The sequence below is a fragment of the Leptothoe sp. EHU-05/26/07-4 genome, assembly GCF_043421015.1.
GTDB lineage: Bacteria > Cyanobacteriota > Cyanobacteriia > Phormidesmidales > Phormidesmidaceae > Leptothoe > Leptothoe turfae.
On record NZ_JAXSQV010000005.1, the window covers coordinates 91,559 to 116,161 of the forward strand.

Here is a 24,603-nt window from a genome sequence, read left to right on the forward strand (position 1 = left end):
AACTTGATTTTGTTATCAGGTGTTGACGTAATTTTGTCCTGAGATGAATTAACTTACGAATGATTGGGGAACCTTGAATCCATGCTATTTAGGGCGGCAGATGGTGATGCCGTGCTCCTCTATTTACTATCTCAGAACCTGCTCAGAGCCCGATTGTTTGTTTGCTTGAGTCTTCTGACCTGAGGCTAGAAAATCGTTTTTCTATGAAATTTGTCTAACTCCTTGGAATTGGGATTGTAAAATAGACAACCATCAGCAATTATGCCTAGATAGCATTCCCGTAGCTGACGCACTTCTGACTGCCCTTCGAAAATTATGACTTCAACGTCTGTTAAGCCTTCCATTAAAGCAAAACCCGTCATTCAGCGAGCGACCGGTGCCTTTGCTCTAATCGATAGCCTGGTGCGCCATGGCGTGCGTCACGTGTTTGGCTATCCCGGTGGGGCAATTCTGCCGGTTTATGACGAACTTTATAAAGCAGAAGAGAGAGGTGATATTCAGCATATTCTGGTGCGTCATGAACAGGCTGCATCCCATGCGGCGGATGGGTATGCTCGGGCGACAGGACAGGTGGGTGTGTGTATTGCCACTTCGGGACCTGGGGCGACCAACCTGGTCACAGGAATTGCAACGGCCCAGATGGATTCGGTGCCAATGGTTGCTATCACTGGGCAGGTAACTCGCAAAGCAATCGGTAGTGATGCGTTTCAGGAAACCGATATTTTTGGTATCACGCTGCCCATCGTTAAGCACTCCTATGTGGTCCGCGATCCGCGACAGATGGCAAATATCGTGGCTGAGGCGTTTTACATTGCTCAGTCTGGTCGTCCTGGTCCAGTGCTGATCGATGTGCCTAAGGATGTTGGCTTAGAAGAATTTGACTATGCTCCAGTGGCACCACGCTCCATTGCAATTCCAGGGTATAAGCCCACGACACGAGGGAATCCCCGGCAGATTGTTAATGCGATCGCACTGCTGCGCAGCGCTCAAAAGCCTTTGCTCTACGTCGGTGGTGGGGCTGTTATTTCCGGGGCCCATGCAGAAATTGCTCAGCTAGCCGAACATTTTCAGATTCCTGTTACCACCACGCTGATGGGTAAGGGGGCTTTTGATGAGCGACATCCTCTATCTGTTGGCATGCTAGGGATGCATGGTACAGCCTATGCCAACTTTGCCGTGAGTGAGTGCGACCTTTTGCTGGCCATTGGTGCCCGCTTTGATGACCGAGTAGCGAGCAACCTGGAGCAGTTTGCACAGCACGCTAAAGTCGTTCATGTCGATATTGATCCCGCTGAGGTCGGTAAGTGTCGTGTGCCTGATGTGCCGATTGTGGGCGATGTCAGAAATGTTTTGACTGAGTTGTTGGCTCGTCTGGACAAACCCGCCAACCCAGACCAAACAGGTGCTTGGCGTGCCCGCATTGATGAATGGAAAACGGATTATCCCCTCAAAGTTCCTACGTATAGCGATCAGCTTGCTCCACAGCAGGTGATTGCTCAAGTGGGTCGTTATGCCCCTGATGCCTACTACACCACTGATGTCGGTCAGCATCAGATGTGGGCAGCTCAGTTTCTTCAGAATGGTCCGCGTAAATGGATCTCTAGTGCGGGTCTGGGCACCATGGGTTACGGTATGCCAGCAGCATTGGGTGTGCAAATCGGTGTGGGTGATGAGCAGGTCATTTGCATTAGTGGTGATGCCAGCTTCCAGATGAATTTGCAAGAGCTAGCGACCCTGGCTCAATACAATATCAAGGTTAAAACCGTCATTATTAACAACGGCTGGCAAGGGATGGTACGTCAGTGGCAACAGGGCTTCTATGGTGAGCGCTATGCCTCTTCCAATATGGAAGTGGGTATGCCTGACTTTGAGAAGTTGGCCGCCGCCTTTGGTGTAAAAGGGATTGTTGTGCAATCGCCTGATCAACTTGATCAGGCCATCGTTGATATGCTTGCCCATGACGGTCCAGTCCTCTTGGACGTGTGGGTCCGCCGTGATGAGAACTGTTATCCTATGGTTCCACCTGGCAAGAACAACTCTCAGATGATTGGTTTAGCCGAGCCTGCAACTAAGCGCCCAGTAGAATTTGTTCATTGTCATAGTTGTGGCAGTGACAACAAAGTGAGTCATCGATTCTGTTCTGAGTGTGGCACTAAGCTGTAATAGATTGCTCGCCTAAGTCACGATCTGCTCATCTGGAAGGTGAATGCGTCGTGATTGGGGTTGCTCTATGGATACTTTTGGTTCCCTATAGCGACCCTAGGCGAGTTCCATTATAAAAATGCGTGAGAATATCACGGTATTGCTGACCCCGTTCAGCCATGCCTCGGGCTCCCCACTGGCTCATGCCAATGCCGTGACCAAACCCATTGCCCGCCACTGAAATGCTGGTGGGACTGACGGCCAGATCAAACTTAGTGCTACGTAGACCCAACTTTTGACGGAATGTATTGCCCGTAATGGTTAATGCGCCAGCATCACCAATGATGCTCATGCGATTGGCCCGACCTTGGGGGCTGCGACTCAGGACTTCCACAGCCTGAATGATGCCAGGGTAGCCGATGCGTGCGCCAACTTCTTCCAACGAAAACTGTGCTCGCCAGCTGTAAACAGGCGCATTTTGATCAAAGTCAGGCACCCCCTTCAGATAAGGCACAGCTTGAGACCATACATGTTCTGAATTTTCGGTGTGGCCGCCGGATGACGAATGAAACACGGCTTCAATCACTTTGCCGCCATGGGTAAGTACCTTGCCATGGGTGGCATCTACGGCAGACTGGGTAGAGGCTGCTTCACCGTCTAATCCTTTATACACTTGGGACGCTTGAGTGCTTTTTAGATCATAGGATTGGCCGTTAGCTTTGCTCTTGTGATACATGGCATAGGAGCGAGCCGCCACGGCTTGCGATCTCAATGCTTCCTGGGGCCAGCTCGCAGGCATTTCACTACCAACAACGCTGTAGAGATAATCGTCGATATCGACATAATTAATCGCCGTTACCCCACCATTACTGGGTATTAGCTTAACTCTACCTCTATACCAACGGTCGCCAATCCAGACAACTCCATCGTTGGAGGGCTCTAACCAAAAGGTGTTGGCTTGACCAAAGTCGCTATAGCCATCAGTAAGTTCTAATCGTCCACCGTTTGTATCGACGCTGATGGACTGTAACTCAGGTAGCTGAAGAATTGCCTGTCCTCGGTTGTCGCGAATAACACCTGTTGTAGACGCGCCAATCTGGACTTGATTAGCACTGTTGCGGATAGCAATTCTCAGCTCGGTAGCATGGGCAGGAATAACCCAGAGGAACCACAGGAGGGCACCCCACCAGCTATGACGGCCAAGGGCTAAAAAAAGTTTAAGAGGCCAAGAAGAGGTATTAAGCATGGCAGATAGTCAGGAATTGAGGCAGATATCAGTAGACCAGTTCTAAGGGTGCCCGGTAATACGCAGTATTTAAAACCTAAGCAGATGCTGGGTGACAAATCATAACCATAAAAGGTAGTCTGCCAACCCCAATGTCTAAGAAAAACCTACACAATTACCGCTTAAAGGCTGTAAACAGCGCTATTTTGGCGGCAGTTCGGTGTTCTCAGAATAATCTCTACAGGGATGTGTGCCAGTTGGCATATGACAGTTTGCCGATGGGCATTAGCCATGAATAATACCAGTTTGAGGAACATCTATCTGGGGCTACTTTTGCGAAGTTATAGTAGCTTTGCAGACTCATAAAGTCGTCTCACCATGTTGAGAATTTTCTCACCATAGTTTGGATCAGCAGCCCAACGACCGCTGAGCTGACCCACGAGTACGGCACTGCCCCGACTGACAAATTTGAAACGGGGATCTACCTGTTCCTGCACCAGGGGTTCTTTACTGCCATAGGCTTTGAGGTGTTGAATGTGAGCCCTCACACCAATACGTGCACTGGGGAAGGATGCCCCTGCTGCATCCCCTCCCAGGCCGCCAATTCCTGCAAAATTATTTTGCGAGGCTTTCACATTCCCGCCAAATCGTAGAAAAGAGGTTTCTACACACATCTGACAGAAGGCGATGTCATAATTCACACCCTCAATTATTCCTTCTTGACGATAAATTTTATGCAAATCCGGGAAGTCTCGAAGTGCTTGTTCGTTATTGTTCTTCAAGAACATCATCAGGCTGATTTCAGAGGCGTTGCCGTGGCCCATGATTTGATCAATGAGGCCTGGGCAGATGGTAAGGGCCGACTGAGACTTGAGTTGCACGGTACGGCTAGCAGCATCCCAGCCGATGGAGATGCTAAAGTCTCTTAAATCAACGGCTTTGACGTACACCACATTGCCATACCGTACTTTGCGGATGTCATCATTACTGGCCAGATTAAGCCCAAGTCGGTCTGCGACATCAATCGGCACATAGGAGTTACCGCTGACTAAGACGCCTTTCTCGTCATACTGACCGCCATTAATGGTGATATTGATGATGGGAAACTGGGGCGCAGGTGTGGGTGCTGTCGGCTGGGTGCCACTAATCTCACGACTCCAGGCTGCCAGACCATCCGCTAAGCCAATGGCAATTTCGCGGCGGCGACTGAGGATAATGCCGCGATCGCGATCATTGGTTATGTAGCCCAGTTCTAGTAAAAGGGATGGCGGTTCTACCTGTCGACAAAAGGCCAAGCGACCCATACCAGCCTCGGTGTCTGGTCTAACGCCTGGACCTCCTGGGCCAGTTAACGTCGGTACCCGGCGCAGCATGGCTACCAACACAACCCGGGCATTTTCCGCTCGAGCTTTGTTGCCTGCAATGTAATAAGCAGTTGCTCCCCGGACGTTCTTATTTTGAAAGGCTCCCACATGTATTTCTAACGCAACATCACCGGGACGGTTGCGGGCATTTATCCAGCGGATGCTTTCTTGTAGGCTGAGGTCGTCGGGGACGGAAAGGACTGCGAGCCCACGTGCTCGCAACTCCGGGACAATTAGATCCCGAATGCGGATCATTTCCTGGGCTTCCGTAATGCCCTCGACTTTTGCTCCAGAATCGCGGACTCCATTTTCAAATCCACCGTGGCCTGCTGAGATAAAAATTTGTGCCATGTGACCCTGTAAAGCGTTCTATCCAGGCATATTGCCAATTGTCCCCGCAAGGATACATCAATTTCTCAATCTTGGGGAATGAAATGGAGGATGTGTACGTACCTATCTTTGACGCGCAACTTTGGCCTCAGCAGATGATTGAGCATCAAGGGTGTGGAATTTCGGATGACATAGCATGCTTGGCGCGAGTTAATCCCTGGTGGGATAAGTATTTTTGAAAAGACGACTATCAAGATAGTCACTGGTATCAGGTTCAGGAGTTAGCAAAAGCTCAACAAGCATCTGTATGGAAAATTTTGCAAGAGAGTTCTTTTCGTGAGTTGGCTATTAGTAAACCTAGAGGAAATAGCTAGCACAAAAATAAAAACGACTAGCCTACTAATTCTGATCGAAAGAAAAGGAAATAGCGTGTTTTTACCGTTGACAGATGTTGTTCTTAGATCTGAACATTGGGGGTGAAACGATTGAGCCGTGAGATTTGTCCGAAGTTTAGTACAGAGAGCAATAATTAACATCCTCTGCTAATCTCTTGAAGTATGTCTTCGAAACATTAAGCAATATGGCAAATATAAAAACACTTGCATAGGTGATTTATGGTGTGAATAGATAGCGGTATATAAAAGTAAGATCTTGTTAGATTTCAGGGATTTCTGATGCAAGATTGAGAGGGGTGTGTGATTTAAGTGAGTGGGTCTTGAAGTGGTTCAGATCTCCCCCCTTTGCCAGTGAGTTAATGCCTTGATGCTCCCTTAGACAATGGTGGAGGCTTGTATTAGCCATGGAAACATACGTTAGCATAGCTCAGGTGGAAGCGCCTGTAATTACGAACGAGATTGAGCAGGATAGTCTTGCCCCCTATTTTGGTGTGAGTGTATTAGTTTATGTCTTGCTACTGTTTATGTTTGCTCCAAGACGTAATCGATTAAATCGGCGTAAGTCTTCTTTGTAGTCCTTGCTTGTGGCGTTAGAGTGGGTATTCGCCTTGAAATGCTCTCTAACGCCAGTCTCCTACTAATAGATAGGGAGCCCAATAAGAGGGTCTTATATTCTGTCTAATGAGGTTTACCTGTGCCTGCTGTAGAGCTTTTGCCTTAGAAATACCTGGGTTAACTAACTGTTCGTAAAAATCCTTAATTAACTCAGCTGTAGAGAAATCATTAATACTCCATAGAGAGGCCACAGTGCTGCGAGCGCCTGATTGTACTGCAAGGCCTGCAATACCCAATACCTCCCGACTATCACCTGTAGCTGTTTCGCATGCACTAAGAACCAGTAACTCAAGTGGTGTTTGGTTGCGAGTTCTAAGCAAACGGTCAAAGTCATTAAGGTCCATTTTTTCTACTTCAATAGCCTGACCTTTCTGCTCTGCTCTGTTTTCTGTGGGTTGCTCTGATGCTGCCACCAATAAATAAGTGTCGTCTCGGGTAAAGCCAAATACGCCATGGGTGGCGAAATGAATAATATTGTGAGTAGATGAGCGCATTTTGGTTTGTACACTGCTCTTCTTGAATTCTAAGTTGAGCAGGTTTTCTGTCTCGCCCATGATGTTTTGAATGGCTTCTAGTTCATCTTCTACAAAGGCCAGTGCGTGGAAATACATTGTAGACTCGGGCGCATTGGAGTTTGAGGTGATGCTTTGCTCTGGGGCTATGGGTAATGAACTTGCAGAAGATAGGCCCCCTGTGAAAATACTGAAAGATTGTGCGGGAGGGGCTTGGGGAATGGCTAAATCACCAAAGGTGACTGCGATCGCATATTTCTCAATCAAAAATTGTTTTGTTTGTTGATCATACAACGCTGCCATGGGCACATTACGAAATGCTCCATCTAGAACAAAGACTAGGGTGTCTATGGATTCTAGCCAGCCTTGTTCTTCAGCCGGGCGAATTAACCAATCATAAATTTCGTTAGCCAGCCGTTGTCCAGGTTGAGAAAGCACATAATTGTATGTTCTCTCAAGCTCATGGCGAAACTGTTCTAGTTTTGCTTTTACCTTAGAAGACCGCTGCTCAGGACTGTCAGTATTTTGTGTATGCGATAAACCGGTCTGGCTGACTTTCGGAGAATATCTTTGGATGGTCTGGTCTGGAGCTTTGTCTGGTAATTGAAGGAGAACTTCAATGCGGTCTCCTCCAGGTTCATCTGGCAAAATAATTGGGTAAATAATTGCTGTGGTTTTATCTGTATTTGCCACATCCTGAATAGTCGTGCGTTGAATATTGTCATCAGGTGCAATGAGTCCACAGGCCAGGAAGCTTTCTAACTCGGCTACGCGCAAATCATCAATGACGGTTTGTGCTCGGAGCAGTTGAGCTGTATTGTCTGAAATCGCGATCTCTTCTTTGGGTAGAAGGAGGCTGATATATTCTCGGTATAGAGGTTCGATGCGATCGCGAAAAAGAATTGTATGTCTGGCCCTACATACAATAAATCGTTACGCACTGCCTGCACCTTTTGAAAAGCTACATCATAGTGAGAGAGTACTCGTTCTCGCGTAAACTCTAGCTTGTTCTCAATGCGTCCTAACTGCCATTCCCATTGATAAATAAGACTGGGCTGATGGTGTCCTTGCTTCAGGGCAGCCTCAGTTAGTTTTTGCGCATCTACATACTGTTTTTCTATTTCATAAAGATGGCCTAGATATCCCAGCGCATAAGATACGGCCACTGGATCTCTGATGGCTTCAGCCTGTTGCTTTGCTTTCCAAAGCAAAGAATAGATCTGTTGTTGAGGAATAGTTATCTCTGCAAGGCAGGCGTTTGTGCATTTATCCATTAGTAAGCGTGCCAGCCTCATATGAATAAAAGCAGATGTGCGACCTGAGGGTAGAGCGTCAAGTTTTGATAGTAACGATGTTTGTATAGAGTTTGCCCTTGACCACCCCTTACGATGCAAAGAAATATCAAACTGATTTAACAGGGCTTGAGTTTGAACCAGTAAAGGAGCTTGAACAGAAATCGCTGCATAGGAATCCAATGCCTGTTGATATAAGATGTCAGCCTTTGCCTGATCTGTCTTATTTCGAGTACGGCGAGCAAAGGTTTCCTGTTGTTGCGCCCTGACATGTAGAGTATTGCCAACACTCAATTGAGTGGCTGCTAATTCTTTATCTACAGCAAATTCCTCAGCTAGCTGTAGGCTCTTATCTAGTGAAGCCTGAGATGCTTTAAATTCTCCCAGCAAACGCTGATGATCTCCTACAGTTCGAGTAAGAGCTACTTTTAGTGAGATATTGTCTTGTGCCTCTATAAGTGCCTCTACTTGTGACAAACGACTACGGGACTCTAGTAGAAAGCCTAGCCTGCGTAAGGCATGGGTTTGGTTCAGTAAACTTTTGACTACACCTTCGGAATAGTTAGCTTGCGTATAAATATCAGCTGTCTGTTCCCAGATTTCCAATGCTTTTTGTGTATGTCCCTGAGTTAAGTACAGGCTACCTTGAGTATTTAAGGCTTGACCATAGAGTCTTAATCCTTCAGTCGTTAGAGGGTTTATATTCTGAAGTATTTCAAGACTTTTGCCTATAGCACTTTCAGCCTCTGACCATTGACCTAGTTGACGATAGGCGAGGGCTAAATTGTTGAGAGCCAATACCTGATTCAGTCCATCACGCTGGATGGAAAAGCGCTTCTCTGCTTCTAACCACAGATTGGCAGCCTGGGTAAATTGTTCGGCTCTATAATGTTCTCTACCTTGCTGTAAAAGTTGTTGAGCACTGGTTAAATAGAACGGTGATTGCCCATGCTGACTCAGGGAGATATCATCTGATGTAGTGATTGCTATGGCAGAGCTCAATAGGCTGACTGGTGTTTGTAGTCCTAGAAGGGCTGTCAACCCAGCAGTAACCATTATTAATCTTAAAAAGCGGGACCTCAGTAACCCTCGTTTGAAGACGTTTACTTTCATGGCTGTTACCCCTTGCTGTTAGTTAATTCAACTCATCAGGCCTATCGTAAAGATGAGCAGGAAATAGAGGGTAGCCAGCTACCCTCAGCCATTAAAAAGACATCGCCTGATTCTGTTACAACGGCTTCTTGTGCATCTGCTAGTAATACAGGTTCCTGGTGGGGAAAGCTGGTAATTATTGGAGCCGATGACTGTGGTTGACCAGTTTCTGGTCCTAGATCGTCTTGTATGAGGTCCTCGCTAGCAATATCCATCGGACTCAAGGGTTGACCACCCCGCCCCGTGATAATAAAGTCGCCTACTTGACTATCTGCAATGTTGTTGTTGGCAAGATTGCAGCCTTGGGCAATTTGATTGCTGGGGTCTACCACATCAATGGGCAGTTCTGATAAGCCTTGGTTCGGATCAACCGCTAAATTATTAATACTGACCTCACCGTCACCGCCCCTTTCAGACTGGGCGCTGATATCATTGAGACCATTGCCGCGAAGGTCATTACTAAAGGTCTGAACTTCTCGAAAGCCAAGGATACGCTCAGTGGTAATGTCAATGTTGCCACCTGTGCCAGTATTGGTGTCGGCCAAAATATCATTATCTTCATCAGGAACCGTGAGCACCAAGTTAGCATCGATATCAATATCTCCACCGTTGCCGTTTGCACTGGCCCCAGCCTGAATCAAGCTACCCTGGCGTAAAAGGAGAACATCTACATTCTCAACGATGATACTGCCTGCATCTCCAGAGCCATCACTGCCGGTTACAAGGCTGGTATTTCTCAAGATTGCAAGATCTGCATCCCGAAGGATGATGTTGCCGCCTTGACCATTGCTGTTACGTGTTGTAGAAGCGGAAAATTGTGGGCCATCTGTAATGGTTGCAATGATAATGTCACCACTGTTCAGTGGTCTAAGCGTAATGTTGCCAGCCTTGGCCAAACCATTGGTACTGACAGATATTTCTGTCTCGTTACCAGAAAGATTAATGACATCGGCTGCAATATCAAAATCACCACCATCTCCATTCTCTTCTAGACTATTAGTCGCAGCGGTTAATTGTGCTCCGTTCTGAAGGTTCAATAGAGGTGTGCGAATGCGGATACTTCCTGCACGCCCAATACCGTCAGTATTGGTATTTATAAGGGCATTATCTAAAGTTACACTCTCATCACCTCGAATAATGATGCTGCCTCCATTACCGCTGCTGTTGAGTGTTGTAGAGGCTGAAATTTGTGGCTCATTATTGATGCTAGAGACACTAATACTACCACCACTATTGAATGGTTCTAAGCTAATGCTGCCAGCATTGGCTGGACCATTTGTACTTACAGTGATTTCAGTATCAGCATCGGCAAGGGTAATTGTTTCGGCATTTACTCTAATACTTCCGCCAATACCATTTCTCTCTGGGCTATTAGTTGCAGCCGTGATTTGTGCTCCGTTCTGAAGGTTCAATAGAGGTGTGCGAATGCGAATACCCCCTGCAGTTCCTCCACCATCCGTATTCGTATTGATTCTACTATTGGTCTCTAGGGTGATGCTGCTGGCACTTTCAAGCAAGACGTTACCGCCGCTACCACTACTACCAGTATTGGTATTACTCAAAATCTGACTATTATCAAGTTGAATATTGCCTGTCCTAGAGATGATGCTGACATTCCCAGCATCTGCAGACCGGTTCGCATCACTTAACAATTGAACATTATTGAGATTGAGATCCCCATTACTTATTATGAAAACCTCGCCAGACTGATCAAAATCACTGAGCTCTAAGGAAATACGTTGACCATCATTTACAACAGGATTGATAACTTCAAGCTGACCACTAGTGACTAGGTTGAGATTACTTATAGTCAGGTCATTGTTCCCTCCTTGGATTGTGACGTTGCCTGATGCATCACCACTGGAGACAGTTGACACCTGTACATCTAAGATCCTAGATGCTTGTAGGGTAACATTCCCGCCTGCTCCAGTATCTTCGTTGATCTCTGAAGCGGCCACTGTACTTATTCGATTATCGTTATTAAAAATAGTGCCTTCTACAGTGCGAACAGAAATATCACCGCCTCTGCCAACATCCCCATTACGTGAAACTGAGCCTGAGAACAAAGTGTTATTGTTAGTGATATCACCAACTTCTGAGAAAATCGAGATATTACCACCGTTCCCCACGGTACCAGTCTGTTCTGAAAAAACTGGGTTAGATGAAGGTGCATAGAAGGTCGATGATGAATCTATGCGGTTAGTGGAAATATCACCGAAATTGGAAGATAGAAAAATATCTCCACCATTACCTGAACCACCATTTTCTAAAGAAGACGCAGAAGATGAGAAAGAACTCAAACGACCATTTGCTGAGATATTGCCAAATCTTGAGATGAAAGAAATATCTCCACCATTGCCCGATTTGCCTCCAGCTTGTCGCACAAATGAGAACGACCTAATAAATGTTTCTGTTGATATATTTCCACGAACTGAAGAAAGGTTAATATTCCCGCCATTGCCAGCATTGCCAGCACGTGATATCGAAAATGCTGCTAATGGATTATTGTTGATAATATCTCCTGTCTCTGAGGAGATAGATATGTCTCCCCCATTGCCAGAGTCGCTTGAAAACGACTCCGAGAATGTTACTAAATTGTTGAATGTGGCGATGTCTCCAAACCTCGACGAGATCGAGATATTGCCGCCATTGTCTGATCTGCCGCCATCATTGCGTGCGGTTGAATTTGTATCTATGCGTCCACGAGTTGTGATATTACCTGTGATGGAAGAGATAGAGATATCACCGCCCCTACTGGGTCTGCCAGCTGATGCTTCCGAAAACGCATTCAATCGTTCATTGATTGTCAGGTCGCCAGATATGGAAGAAATAGAAATATTTCCAGCATTTCCAGCATTTCCAATTGTGTTCCTTTGGCTAAGGGAGAAAGCATTGATTCTGTCGTTGGTTGTGATGTTACCAGTTCTTGAAGAGATCGAGATATTGCCGCCATTGCTAGCATTCCCATCTCCACGCCGTGCCTGCGAGAATGAGGCTATCCTGCCATCAATTAAGATATTTCCAGATAATGAGGAGATCAAAATAGGTCCACCATTGCCAGCATTGCCTGTATCTGAACGCGAAAACGAACGCAAATTTTCACCAGTTGTGATATCACCATCTGCTTCTAGGATGATGGGTCCTCCATCTCCCCCATCTATGACAGATGTTGTATCTATAATGTTGACTGCAATACTGCCGGGAGGTTGATTAGCTACAGGTCCTGCGTTAAAAGAGGTGCCTCCAGATTCCTGTGGTATATTAGGCCGTCCAACTGTTTCGACTCCGGCCCGTAAGATTGCAGCTGAACTGCTGGCTAATAAGTCTTCATCAGAACCGGAGCCATCTGGCGTCAACGTAGTATCGGGACCCGTGATGCGAATATTGCCTGCTTGAATGCTTCCTGTGGCTTCAACTTTGAGGGCGGCTCCTTCATAATTGCCGAAAACCACATCTCCATTGGCAAAGATAATCGGATCATATAAGCTAATAAAATTACCAGGTGTACCGGTCAGGGTTAAAAACTGTAAGCCACCACCACTCTCAAAGTGAGCATCAGCTGAAATCTCTCCATCACTAATCAGGCGTAAATCTCCGCCACTCAAAAAAGGTGTCTGCTCCAAATGCTGAAGTGTCCAAATATCAATGCTTTCATTTCCCTGGATAATGAGGTCATTGCCTGAGCGGGCAATAAAAGCGTCAGTTTCTGTATCCCTAATGGTCACTGCATCTTGTGCCTGTAGAGTCAGATTGTTGCCTGCGCTTAACTGTCCTTCCAAATACAGCTGATTCCCTAACAGTGTAAGATCGCCTCCGGTTTCCAGGTTCCCAGTGTTGTTAATATCTCCTTGAGGTAAGCCACTAAATTGGACGCCTAGTGGCACACTCATCGTTAATAGTGAAGTACCTTGTGGACTGGCAGCACTGAATACACTACCATCTGTAAATTCGATGCTCCCTGCTGTGCTGGCTGTGAACGCACCGCGAATATCTAATTGAGCATTGGGTCCAAAGGTAATGCCATTGGGGTTTAAAAAATATAAATTGGCAGGGCCGTCAATGCCTAATAGCCCATCAATCTCAGAGGGATTACTGCCAGTAACCCGACTGAGAATCATCTCAATGCCATCCGGATTTATAAAATAAACCTGCTGCCCTGGATTGATATTGAATTCTTCAAAGCTATGAAATAAACTTTCTCCCCGGATAGCTCCACCGTTAATGCGCTCAGTACTATTCTCCTTAATTATAGATGAGGACTCAAGCCCCAATGTGTTATCAGGAATAATCTGAGCGACTAGCATGTTTCCTCTGAGAGACTCTGTTGCTTTATCCTCAGAATATCCAGCGGCTAGATGGTTCTGGGAATTACCAGATGAGGCTGCATAAACAACCGTTGCTAGCTGACTAATGGCAAGTATGGAACTAAATAGGAGAAAATGGGAGGATGGACGATAAGTCATAGGGTAATGACGTTAAATTGTGCTGATACTACCAACTATGTGAGCTTTTAGATGCTGGCTCAATCTTTTTTATAGATTGCTGTTCTCTTCTAATTCATGGCTAAAAGAACGAATACTGAAGCGTAAAATATAGGCCATTTTCTTGCAGAGAATCGCGATCATCTTCTTCAGCAATGAGGGGAATGCCCCAGTCCAGGCGACCTATCAGATCTTGCTGACGGAATAGCAGGCCAATGCCTATACTGGCTAATGGATCAGGATTATTGCCTTCACGATTCCAGCCATAGCCCGCCTCCAAAAATGGTGTAACTTGCAGTAGCCTATCATTGGTGCGATCGCGCCAGATCGGTAATCGTACCTCCGCAGATGCCAACAACCCATTATCTGTAGACAAAAGATTTTGACGATAGCCTCGCACAGTAGACTGTCCTCCAAGACTCAACTGCTCCAAACTTAATAGCGGATCAGTCGTCAGCTGGGCACTACCCTTCAGCAGCAATAACGTATCGGGTGCCAGAATCCGAAGCCACTGGGCTTGACCTTGCCACGAAAAGAAACGACTATCTGGTATATCTCCGTCATTGACGGTGGCATCTAGCATGTCGAGGCCGAGATTAAACTGCGATCGCAATGCTAAAACCTCTGCCGTACTACGCTGGGTCCACGCTTGAAAAAAACGCAAGGCAGAGACTCTAGTACGTCCTTCATTGTCAGCTCCCAATGACAGTGGTGTAGGGCCAATATCATCAATGCCTAAAGATGTTTGGGAGCGTTGATGAGAGGCCGTGAGTCCAATGGCAAACTCTTGAGCTGGAGTGAACTTCAGAGGATATTTGAGGGTAAGCTCAAAAAAATTAGAATCTGAGTCAATATCTAAAACATCAAAAGGCTCCTCAATGACATCATTATCAGAAGTATCAACCGCTAATCTCAGCGTGCTGCCGTGGGGACTAACGGGTAATGTGTAATCAACATTAATCCCATTACTACCGTTAGTTGTCGTGTACCCAATACTTAGACGATCGCCTAAACCGAGTAAATTCGCTTCGGTAGCTTGCAGTTGATTACGCACGGTGCCAACACTGGGAGAGCGATTATTATCCAGGGTGTAGGTGATCCCAAAGCTATCTGCTTCAACCACAGACACCACAAGACGATTTTGGCCTGCTTGCGGACTGGCTTGTAAGTCCGCAGAGATTGTGATTATTAGCGGATCAAGCTGCAGAAGTTGTAATCTCTTGACTAATGTGTTTACGTTTAAGGGCGCTGTAGCTCCGAGCGCAATGCGACTACTTATATACCCTGGGTGCAGCCGCCGATTGCCTGTGACCACAACCTCGGACAGGCTACCCTCAATAATCTCCATCAGAACGATCCCATCCACAATTTGTTGTGGTGGAACGATGGCACCGGAGGTAGCATATCCTTCATCTATGTATAGCTGAGTTACGGCTGCACGGGCGGCAGTCACATCTGCAAATGTTTGTGATTCTCCCGTAAATTCATGGGTCACCCCTTGTAAGGTTTCATCATCAAAAGCTGTGTTATTGACAAATTCGAAACGTTTAATCAAAAACGTGCCACTATCTCTTGGCATAGGAGACTGATTGGGTTGATCTTGAGGTTGATCTAAGAGTTCATCCGCAGACGGTAAATCTTGAGCAGGCAGCAGCTCAGGTTGAGGAGTAAGGGGTGGCGGTAACGTGTCTTGGGGGCTGGGCAGCTCTACAGGAGTTGTCTGTGCTTGTGCGTGTTCTATATGATGTGGGCTAAGAAAATGCAGAACGCTGATTACACTCATCAGCCCAACTGCTAAGAGCAGACCATTTTGAGAGACTGATTGTCTATTCTGTAAGCAGCCCGATGGATGTGAGTTCATTTCCTGTTCTTTTTAGGGATAAGCTTACCTTGGGGGGTATTTATTAGAAAAATTCTTGGCCTGCTATCCATAAGCTCAAAATATCTACCGCTATTAGAGAAATACGAACATCTAAATATTTTTATGCAGGAAATTAAATGATAAAATTCTGTAAGAGAAAAACATGAAAAAGTTTTTTTATAGGATTTAGCAAATTAGCTTGTAGGATTTGATTAGCAAGATGTTCTGCAAGAGTAGTCAGTTAAGACATCACAAATCCCTGGGTTCTGTCTATACATCCAATAACGCTTGCTGATGCTGACAGTTGTATTGAGAAAAGTTATGACTACCTTTTAATGTCTGCAACTGTTCTTGCAAGTAGGTTGAGACTTGCTTTGCACGGAGTCTGATCGCTGGTTGAGGGGTTTGACCCCTTTATCAGCAATAACCACTAGCCGATAGATTGAGGCTAGTGGTTGAGCTAACTATTTTCAGCAATCGCTGTAAGGAGGGCGAACGAGGGGACTCGAACCCCCGAATGGTGGAACCACAATCCACTGCCTTAACCACTTGGCTACGCTCGCCGTGTTTGAGTTTCTATAATATCACCCCTGTTCAGCGATTACATGGTTTTCCTGAATATTTTGCGATTAAAAGTTTAACCGATGACTGGGTTGGGCTTACTAAATGCACCCTTGATGATAGATTGAGTTGATTAAATAAGGATGGAAATAGCATCAACCACAACAGAAATCTGGCATGATTCCGTGGATACTACTAAAGTGAGTAGTGTTTATAACAATTGGTGTGTAAGCCGATTATCAAATTGTTTGGGGTCAAGTTGAGAGTGAAAACCTTGATTATGCCCAGCAGCGTTATTCCGGCAACGTTATCAAGAATGTGTGGACTACATAACGTGTGTTGAATAGTTTCCAAGTCTGTTCTAGAGGCATATTGGTAGGTCGCTATACCCGCTGGAAAGTTAGTGAATCTACAGCTACAGCATCAGTTTGCTGCTAGATTAGTGCGCTCACTAGTTATTCCAGCGTCATTAGCTTTGGTTCCTAAAGACAGACATCGGGACAGTGTCCCGGGGATTTATTGATTTCGTCTCACCCTAACAATCTCATTTAAAACTTCTCGTGACATCTACAGCCTATCTTTTGATTTCCCATGGCAGTCGTGATCCACGGCATCAAATCGCTATAAATCGATTGGCTCAGCTAATCAGAGAGCGACTTAACCCGTCTCTAGTGAGCCCATGGAGCAGTCAGTCTTGTGGCCCAGTGATGGTGCCAGACAATCGGTTTACTCCTAAAACGGTTTTAGGTGCTAATCGTCAACAGGCGACGGTATTAGCGGTTGCGCCAGCATTTAGGTCGGCTGTGACTGCCACTACCACTCGATTGCCTCAGGACCGCTTTATTGTTGGAACTGCTGTTTTAGACTGTGGACTTTTGCCGCTACATCAGCAGATTTGTGAATTTGGTCGACGGCTGAGTTCTGCTGGTATCGATCGCTTACACTTGGTGCCGCTGTTTTTGTTGAAGGGTAAGCATGTTATGCAAGATTTACCCGATGAAGTGGATCTAGCTCGCCACGAGCTGGGTGATGTCATTGAGTTGGAACTGGGTCATCATATTGGCGGTGCCCCAGGCATGCATGAACTGATTCAAAATCGATTTTTCCATTCCCCGAAGTCAGGGCGTTTAATCGTTGCCCACGGTAGTCGACGAGTGAGGGGAAATCGAGCTGTGGATAATTTGGCGAAGTCTTTGGGGACAGCGGTTGCTTACTGGACAACTGAGTCTGATATTCAGAACCAAACGATTCATTTAATGCAGCAGGGCTGTTCGACGCTGACTATTTTTCCCTATTTTCTGTTTGCTGGTGGAATTACAGATGCAGTGGCTCATTTGACTGAGGAGTTAGCTGAGCGCTTCCCGCGCACCAATTTCCGGTTATTGCCACCATTAGGGGCCACGTTTGACGTGGCTAATATAGTTGTGCAGACCTTGGGCCACAGCACATCCTCATAATGGTTGTGCTGAAGAGTACGATTTTTAGCCCTTGATTCAGACTATCCATGGGACAACAATGGGACAAATATGACTTAAGGTTAAGGATATCTTAAGTAAAATTAAGCAGGTACATCATTGCTGCTGTATCGATTTTGGCAATCAATGCTGGGTTAGGTTTGCCAGAATTGATCAATCATATCCATCCCATTGCAACTGACATGTCTCATTCCCTGACTCAAGATACGTTTGGCAAAGTCTATTTGGTGGGGGCTGGTCCTGGTGATCCAGGCCTTCTAACTTTGAAAGCTAAGGGCCTGTTAGAGCATGCGGATGTGGTGATTCATGACGCTCTAGTGAGTCCGCCAATTTTGGCCATGATTAGTGAGCATACTCAGGTGATTGATGCGGGTAAACGTCGCGGGCGTCATTCTATGGTGCAACAAGACATTACCCAGCTTTTGATTGAGCAGGCGAAAATTAATGCTGTGGTGGTCAGACTGAAAGGGGGGGACCCGTTTGTGTTTGGCCGAGGTGGCGAAGAGATGATGGGGTTGCTGGAAGCTGGGATTGATGTGGAGGTGGTGCCAGGGATTACGGCTGGCATTGCGGCTCCTGCCTATGCGGGTATCCCAGTAACGCACCGCAATTATAGTTCGTCGGTGACGTTCGTAACTGGTCATGAGGCTGCGGGTAAGTATCGTCCGCAGGTCAATTGGTCGGCATTGGCCCATGGCTCGGAAACCATTGTTATTTACATGGGTGTGCACAATTTAGTGAATATTGTGTCGGAACTTACGGCAGCTGGCATGGCTGAGGAAACGTCAGTGGCTTTGGTGAGATGGGGAACGCGACCTGACCAGGAAGAGTTGATTGGAACATTGGCTACAATTGTTCAGCAAGTTGAGGAACAGCAGTTTCAAGCACCTGCGATCGCAATCATTGGTCGTGTTGTCGATCTGTATGAAACATTGGCCTCTGCATCGCCGATGCATTCTCCCCATTGGCAAACGGTTCAGGCAAGATAACCGATCGGGAGAATATTGGGTCTGTCCTGATTGCAATGAATGGGGATAGGTAATTCAAAATGGACAATGGGGAGCAATATGGGAGCGTAATTGAGCTGTCGGTTACGGATGCTGCTAATGAAAGAATTGATCGGTGGCTCTCCCAGAATTGTGATTTATCCCGCAATCGTATTCAAAAGTTGATTGAGCAAGGGGCCCTGAGGATTAATGATCAGCCCTGTATCAATAAAAAGGTAATCGTTAGTTCAGGGGATTGGCTACAGCTAAAAATTCCTGAGGTTGAGGCATTTGAATTAACGCCAGAGGCGATTCCCCTCGATATTTTGTACGAAGATCAATACCTGCTGGTGGTAAATAAGCCTCCAGGCATGGTGGTACATCCAGCTCCAGGTCATCCCAAAGGCACGTTAGTCAATGCCGTGTTGGCCCATTGTGGCGATCAGCTGACGGGGGTGGGCGGTGTGCAACGCCCTGGGATTGTGCACCGTTTGGATAAAGATACAACTGGGGCGATGGTGGTGGCTAAGACGGAGCCGGTATTACATCATCTACAGGGACAAATTCAGGCGAAAACAGCCCAGCGAGAATACCTTGGCGTCGTTTTTGGAGTGCCGAAGCTCCCAGAAAATCAGGATGTTGGGATTGTGGATGCTCCCATCGGACGTCATCCGAGGGATCGAAAAAAAATGGCGGTGGTGCCCATTGAGAAAGGAGGGCGGCGAGCCGTTACCCACTGGCGTATTCAGGAGCGTTTGGGCAACTACACATTAGTGCATTATCGATTGGAAACGGGGCGCACCCACCAAATTCGAGTGCATAGTGCGCTACTGGGGAACCCCATTGTGGGGGATATGACCTACGGCTCAGGACGCTCCATAGGGGTAAAGTTACCAGGTCAGGCGTTGCATGCTCGCCAGCTAACGCTGACTCATCCGATAACGGGAAAAGATGTGGTTGCGATCGCACCTCTCCCCCCACAGTTTGAAACCCTGCTTCAAAGATTACGACAACGCTAGAAATACTAGAAATATCTACGTGCTAATAAAAAAGGGAGTGGATCCAGAAAATCTACCCCCTTTTTAATTTTTAAGAGTTATAAAAAATCCTAAGCACCTTGCTTAGCTTTTTCAACAGCGGCAGCTGCTACAGGATCATTAATGGGGAAATTAACTCGACGGTAGGGCACACCCGACGTAAAGTTAACGCTCACAGCCGATACTCGCTGGGAAGGCAGGGGCTGGCTGTTGCTTAACCCACGGGCCATATCCATAAACAACGCTGGGCTACCAGCCTTAGGCTGCTTCTCTTGCGGTGTAAAGCGACGGACAGAAGATTGGAAGACAGGCTTGGGGAAACCCAAGATAGACCGGTAGTACTCGTCGTAGCGAGGTGACTTGATGTTGAAAGGCAGCTCACCTTGATTACGAGTAGGTAGAACACGACGACGCTGATAGGGCAGAATGTCATCGCCAAAGTTGTCTAAATACTCATCACTATCGAGGAGAGCATCAACAAACCCTTCAATACCTTTGGTCGCTACTATAATCGACCAGGCTAAAGTTTCTTCCTTATTAAAGATGTCACGGCCTAGAACTCGCTGAACTGTCTGCTCTACAAAACGATAGTTGTTATTCATCTTGTAGAAGCTGTTGCGATAAGTGTTAGCCAACAGCAGACCACGTACAAATTCACGTACGGTGATTTGGTTACTACGCAACTGAGATTCTAGGAATTTTTCCCGGTCAGCTTTAAATGCATGGAAAAAGATCTGACGGTAGGCCGCTTCAATCAGATCGTCGATATCAGTCGAAGAAAGAATATTCTGAGTCGAATAGATCTTAGGCTGATCATCCCCAGGAATTTCATAGCCCTCAACCCGAGAATTTTGAGTAACCGGTGAATAGTTCAGCAGAGGAATCGCCACTTGAGAATCTCCAGAATATGAGGAAATTTAACAAACGTTAATCATAACTATAAGGGTTTATGGGATCGGCACCGGATATTGTCGGGCAAAATAATACACAGCTTAACATTGAAAAAAAGGACCGTTTGTCAAGCTACCTATGGGTTTCTGGCGTTTATAAAATCTAAAAACTGCTGCCATTGGCCCGGAGTATTGCAATTTCGTAACATATTAGAATCTGCAAGGGATAGCGGCACAATTGTTTCGGTTGCTAACCATCGTTGGAATGATCGGATATTATCTGCCAAAGCCTTGTTTAGACTAGGAATGCAGCGACGGTGATAAAACCCGCAGAGGGGTTCCCAGCGATCGCCTGCTTTGGGTAGGGTTGCGATCGCATTCTCATCTATCGTTTTCAGCTGCTCCTGCCATTGCTGGATTGTGGTTGTATCAAGAGCGGGCATATCGCAGGCCAGCAGGAGCAGCCAGTCAGGAATTTCCTGGTCCCGTCTCTGACTTTGGGCCAAAATCATGGACCAACCTTGAGCTAACGCAACCAGTGGGCCAGCCCCAGCAGCTTCTTCCTTTAGCAAAATGGCAGTTGACGTCAAGCGACTGGCGTATTTTGCTGGCCAAGGAGTTAATACGTAAGTATGGGCTGCACAACTTTCGGCCACGGAGCAAGTCTGCTGCAGTAACGTTAATGCTTCCCCTGTTTGCCCTGCCATGGGTAATGTCAGTAGGGCCTTATCTTGCCCCATGCGGCTGCTTCGCCCCCCTGCTAAGACTAAAGCAGCAGTCCTATGCCCATCATGGGTTGATTGATTGACGTCACAGTCTCCGTTCATTGACGACGTTGGCGATTAGCCCAAAGCTGCCCTCTATAAAAATATGACAGCCCCATAAACCCAGACAGCACTGCATAAGCAACGCGGATGCCCCAGCCCGCATTGTTAAAAAGCCAGTTGTAAATATCGAAAGCCAACCTTAATAAACCCGTCTGCTGTCGCCCTACATCAGTCAACTGAGTTTGCAGTGGGCTAGTATCATTGGGATTTTCCAGATTATCTAGTCGGGTAGGTGGAGTCGCTCGAGTGGCCGTATACCAGTAAAAGCCCACATTGCCAGACTTTGACGTCTCCCGTCGCAAAAAATCGTCAGTGAGCTGTTGAGCTTGAGTGATCGACAAACTTTCTTGGTTGGCGACCTGTCTGACCCAAGCGTTATAACGCACTCGATGGCCAAGCATCAGAACCAGCGGTAGAGTGATGCCAAGTAGCAGCAAGCGCAGGTGGAGGTTGCTGCCTGTGGGTAAATAGTAGGTGAGTGCACCCAGGGCTACCCCTAACAGTGCTAACAGTATTGGGCTAGCGATTTCAGCAACTTCAAGAGAAGCTAGAACGCCACCCACAATGGGCAAGGAATATACGTATGAGTCAACACTCCAAACAATGGCAAGTTTGGAAGCGATAGCCAATACACAGGCAAGGATGCCGAGTAAAAAATAAATCCCAATGTGCCTTGGACGTGACTTCACTTGCATGAACAACCGAAACAGAGGATTAGTAACGCCTTGTGTCAGGCCAAAAATGCCTATGGAAAATCATTTTCTGCCTAGAAGGTGACAAACACGCCAACAACGATACCACTCGACTGGCTTTTCTCCCATGATGGAGTCATGAGCACAATAAAATAGTACAATTGAACTAATATCCATTAAGTCAAGTGGAGTTTGGTTGTGATGTCTTCTGTCCAAACGGGTCAACTCATCTCACTGTTGTTTAATAACGTCTTGATGGTGATTATCGTGATGACGGTGACTCTAGCTGCTTGGCTGCGGTGGTGTTGGTTGCGCTCAGGCAGCACGGTGACCCGAGGCATAAGACGTCGGTGTCGGTGGGCCTACCTTAGTTTTGTGCTGACAGTTGCCACGCTGCTGGGCATGTTGACCAGTTTAGGCGTACTTATCCTGCGCACCATGATTGCTGTTAATGCTCTGGTAATCGGGGCAATGGCTATTTTTTTGTTAAGTGTGATTACCCTGTTAATAGCCCTGGGGCTATGGTTTGTTGATCTGTGTGGCGATCTGCCTGCTTTCCCAGTTGCTAGGCGGTCTGGGGAGGGTGATCTGCTTCATGCCCCACCGATAGCTTTGCTACCTGCTTCGATGGCAACGGGTACCCGGCGGCGTCGCGTCCAGCGCAGACAGCGGCGGTAATCAGGAAATCAGAAATCAGCAAGATTTTCAAAAAGAAACCCCTGCCAGGACAGCCTGGCAGGGGCGTAATGATTTAGATGTGAGTGTAGTTAACCCATACTGGCCAGTTCACGCTGAGCTAAGGCGAACCGCTTGAGGATTTTGTCTGCCATCTGAGCAGGGGTCAATCCTAGGGCTGTTTTGGCTTGAGCCTGAGTCGCATGATCCACCAAGATGTCAGGGATGCCCAGACGCAAAATGGGTACGTTGACATCATTATCGAGTAAGGCTTCTGCTACGGCTGAGCCGAACCCACCCATGAGGCAGCCCTCTTCAAAGGTGACGACCCGTTGGATTTTCTGAGCCAACGGAGCAATCAATTCCTCATCTAGAGGCTTCACAAAGCGTGCGTTGATCACAGTCGCTTCAACACCGTGCTCACTTAAAATTTCTGCGGTTTGCATGGTGGGGTAAACCATGGAGCCATAGCCTAGTAGGAGTAGGTCATCGCCCTGGCGTAGAACTTCTCCTTTGCCAATGGGTAGTGCTTCCCAGCCTTCTTCCATGAGCGGAGCGCCATAGCCACTGCCACGGGGATAACGTACTGCAATGGGGCCATCAGTGTGCTCAATGCCAGTAACAACCATCTGCTGGAGTTCGGCCTCATCTTTCGGAGCCATGACCACCATGTTGGGAATGGAGCGCAGATAGGAAATGTCGTACATGCCCTGGTGGGTAGGGCCGTCAGCACCGACAATGCCCGCCCGATCTAGACAGAAAAATACCGGCAGGTTTTGGATGCAAACATCATGGACAATCTGGTCGTAGGCGCGTTGCAGGAAGGTGGAGTAGATAGCGGCCACTGGGCGCATGCCTTCACAGGCTAGACCTGCTGCCAGAGTAACGGCATGTTGTTCGGCGATACCAACGTCTATATATTGCTGAGGGAGTGTGGCTTGTAGCTTATCGAGACCAGTGCCAGTGGCCATGGCTGCTGTAATGCCAACAACCTTCGGATTATCTTCTGCTAGTTTGATCAGAGTTTCTGCAAAAACCTTGGAATATTTTGGAGGCGTTGGCTTTGTAGATGGATAACCCTTACCAGTCGTTAAATTGAAGGGGGACTGAGCGTGATAGCCCACCTGATCTTTTTCAGCGATTTCATACCCTTTGCCTTTGATCGTAGACACATGTACTAATACAGGTCCCCCCTTGGCATGGGCTTCTTTAAACGTGTTGATCAGTTCACTTAAGTTGTGACCATCAACCGGACCCATGTAGGTAAAGCCGAGTTCTTCAAAAACAGCCCCTACTTTGGACATTGCCAACCGTTTCATCCCTTCCTTGACTCGGTCTAATTCCGGTGAGAAAGAATCACCGACGAAGGGTATTTGTTTTAATTGTTCCTCAAGGTTATCGCTGAGAAACTGTATCGGTGGGCTCAAGCGAATTTTATTGAGGTAACGAGGAATTGCACCGACGTTGGGAGAGATGGACATTTCATTGTCGTTGAGCACCACCACCAGGTTGGTGTTGGGTAGGTGCCCGGCATGGTTGATGGCTTCTAGGGCCATACCTCCGGTGAGCGCCCCATCCCCGATAATGGCAGCGACTTTATAGTCATCCCCTTGTAAATCGCGGGCAATCGCCATGCCTAATGCGGCAGAAATGCTGGTGGATGCATGGCCAGCCCCAAAATGATCAAACTTACTTTCGCAGCGCTTGAGGTAGCCAGCCACACCATCCTTCTGGCGTAGGGATGAAAAGTCGTTGTAACGACCTGTAATTAATTTGTGAGGATAGGCCTGGTGCCCTACATCCCAGACGACTTTGTCACGATCTAAATCTAGGGTTTGATATAAACCCAACGTTAGCTCTACCACGCCCAGCCCCGGTCCCAGATGCCCTCCGCTGGCGGATACCGTTTTAAGATGCTTTTCTCGAATTTGCTGGGCAATGGCTTCTAACTGTTTCACAGACAAGCCATGCAACTGGTTTGGATGGGTGATTTCACTCAGATGCATGTTAAAGACCCTCTAGATCGTTTGCTGTAATTATGTGTGGCGTTTTTGTAGTGCCGCTCATTTATGAGTCTGAAAGAATAACCTG

At 47.0% G+C, this 24,603-nt stretch carries 16 protein-coding genes and 1 tRNA gene; 6 read left to right on the forward strand and 11 right to left on the reverse strand.

The annotated features are described in order from the left end of the window. Positions 1–315: 315 nt before the first annotated feature. Entirely contained in the window at positions 316–2,163 is a 1,848-nt protein-coding gene (gene ilvB / locus U2F10_RS18980; protein WP_163666585.1) for a biosynthetic-type acetolactate synthase large subunit, read from the forward strand. 85 nt (positions 2,164–2,248) lie between these two features. On the opposite strand, the gene U2F10_RS18985 is transcribed toward ilvB, so the two are convergent. Both U2F10_RS18985 and tftA read right to left on the reverse strand, forming a co-directional pair. Continuing rightward, positions 2,249–3,388, reverse strand: a complete 1,140-nt coding sequence (locus U2F10_RS18985; RefSeq protein ID WP_163703333.1) for a SpoIID/LytB domain-containing protein — start codon at positions 3,386–3,388, stop codon at positions 2,249–2,251. A gap of 320 nt (positions 3,389–3,708) precedes the next feature. After that, positions 3,709–5,082 carry a hormogonium tapered terminus morphoprotein TftA gene (gene tftA, locus U2F10_RS18990; protein ID WP_163666590.1) on the reverse strand — a complete coding sequence of 458 codons (1,374 nt, stop codon included), beginning with the start codon at positions 5,080–5,082 and terminating at the stop codon, positions 3,709–3,711. A 778-nt stretch (positions 5,083–5,860) separates the two neighbouring features. On the opposite strand from tftA, the gene U2F10_RS18995 reads away from it, so the two are divergent. Further along, positions 5,861–6,031 carry a hypothetical protein gene (locus U2F10_RS18995; RefSeq protein ID WP_163666591.1) on the forward strand — a complete coding sequence of 57 codons (171 nt, stop codon included), beginning with the start codon at positions 5,861–5,863 and terminating at the stop codon, positions 6,029–6,031. 45 nt (positions 6,032–6,076) lie between these two features. On the opposite strand, the gene U2F10_RS19000 is transcribed toward U2F10_RS18995, so the two are convergent. The 5 genes from U2F10_RS19000 to U2F10_RS19020 all read right to left on the reverse strand — a co-directional run bounded on the left by U2F10_RS19000 (position 6,077) and on the right by U2F10_RS19020 (position 15,932). Beyond that, a complete protein-coding gene (locus U2F10_RS19000; protein WP_499873038.1) occupies positions 6,077–7,360 on the reverse strand; it encodes a CHAT domain-containing protein in 1,284 nt (427 codons plus the stop codon). Beyond that, positions 7,351–8,988 (reverse strand): tetratricopeptide repeat protein, encoded by a 1,638-nt coding sequence (locus U2F10_RS19005; protein WP_499873039.1) that lies wholly within the window; start codon positions 8,986–8,988, stop codon positions 7,351–7,353. The genes U2F10_RS19000 and U2F10_RS19005 overlap by 10 nt, the downstream gene beginning before the upstream one ends. 41 nt (positions 8,989–9,029) lie before the next feature. Continuing rightward, positions 9,030–13,490 carry a two-partner secretion domain-containing protein gene (locus tag U2F10_RS19010; RefSeq protein WP_499873040.1) on the reverse strand — a complete coding sequence of 1,487 codons (4,461 nt, stop codon included), beginning with the start codon at positions 13,488–13,490 and terminating at the stop codon, positions 9,030–9,032. 100 nt (positions 13,491–13,590) lie between these two features. Then, the gene (locus U2F10_RS19015) at positions 13,591–15,291 is read right to left on the reverse strand and encodes a ShlB/FhaC/HecB family hemolysin secretion/activation protein (protein WP_499873041.1); all 1,701 of its coding nucleotides are present in this window, start codon (positions 15,289–15,291) and stop codon (positions 13,591–13,593) included. 568 nt (positions 15,292–15,859) lie between these two features. Beyond that, positions 15,860–15,932, reverse strand: a tRNA-His gene (locus U2F10_RS19020). Between the two features lie 558 nt (positions 15,933–16,490). On the opposite strand from U2F10_RS19020, the gene U2F10_RS19025 reads away from it, so the two are divergent. The 3 genes from U2F10_RS19025 to U2F10_RS19035 all read left to right on the forward strand — a co-directional run bounded on the left by U2F10_RS19025 (position 16,491) and on the right by U2F10_RS19035 (position 19,410). Beyond that, the gene (locus U2F10_RS19025) at positions 16,491–17,387 is read left to right on the forward strand and encodes a sirohydrochlorin chelatase (RefSeq protein ID WP_490795993.1); all 897 of its coding nucleotides are present in this window, start codon (positions 16,491–16,493) and stop codon (positions 17,385–17,387) included. Between the two features lie 200 nt (positions 17,388–17,587). Continuing rightward, complete coding sequence (gene cobA / locus U2F10_RS19030) at positions 17,588–18,394, forward strand: uroporphyrinogen-III C-methyltransferase (protein WP_163671870.1); 807 nt, start codon at positions 17,588–17,590, stop codon at positions 18,392–18,394. 59 nt (positions 18,395–18,453) lie between these two features. Then, positions 18,454–19,410, forward strand: coding sequence for an RluA family pseudouridine synthase (locus tag U2F10_RS19035; protein WP_163671016.1), 957 nt, complete (start codon positions 18,454–18,456; stop codon positions 19,408–19,410). Between the two features lie 89 nt (positions 19,411–19,499). Here the strand turns inward: U2F10_RS19035 and U2F10_RS19040 are convergent, their stop codons facing one another. The 3 genes from U2F10_RS19040 to U2F10_RS19050 form a co-directional block, all read right to left on the reverse strand. After that, positions 19,500–20,318, reverse strand: coding sequence for a phycobilisome rod-core linker polypeptide (locus U2F10_RS19040; RefSeq protein ID WP_163699987.1), 819 nt, complete (start codon positions 20,316–20,318; stop codon positions 19,500–19,502). Between the two features lie 137 nt (positions 20,319–20,455). Next, complete coding sequence (locus U2F10_RS19045; RefSeq protein ID WP_499873042.1) at positions 20,456–21,145, reverse strand: molybdenum cofactor guanylyltransferase; 690 nt, start codon at positions 21,143–21,145, stop codon at positions 20,456–20,458. Next, on the reverse strand, positions 21,142–21,840 hold the full coding sequence (locus U2F10_RS19050; protein ID WP_499873043.1) for a hypothetical protein: 699 nt from the start codon (positions 21,838–21,840) through the stop codon (positions 21,142–21,144). The genes U2F10_RS19045 and U2F10_RS19050 overlap by 4 nt, the downstream gene beginning before the upstream one ends. 198 nt (positions 21,841–22,038) lie before the next feature. On the opposite strand from U2F10_RS19050, the gene U2F10_RS19055 reads away from it, so the two are divergent. Then, a complete protein-coding gene (locus tag U2F10_RS19055) occupies positions 22,039–22,515 on the forward strand; it encodes a hypothetical protein (protein WP_499873044.1) in 477 nt (158 codons plus the stop codon). An 89-nt stretch (positions 22,516–22,604) separates the two neighbouring features. Here U2F10_RS19055 and dxs read toward each other — a convergent pair whose 3' ends face one another. Further along, the gene (gene dxs, locus U2F10_RS19060) at positions 22,605–24,518 is read right to left on the reverse strand and encodes a 1-deoxy-D-xylulose-5-phosphate synthase (RefSeq protein WP_499873045.1); all 1,914 of its coding nucleotides are present in this window, start codon (positions 24,516–24,518) and stop codon (positions 22,605–22,607) included. Between the last annotated feature and the right edge of the window lie 85 nt (positions 24,519–24,603).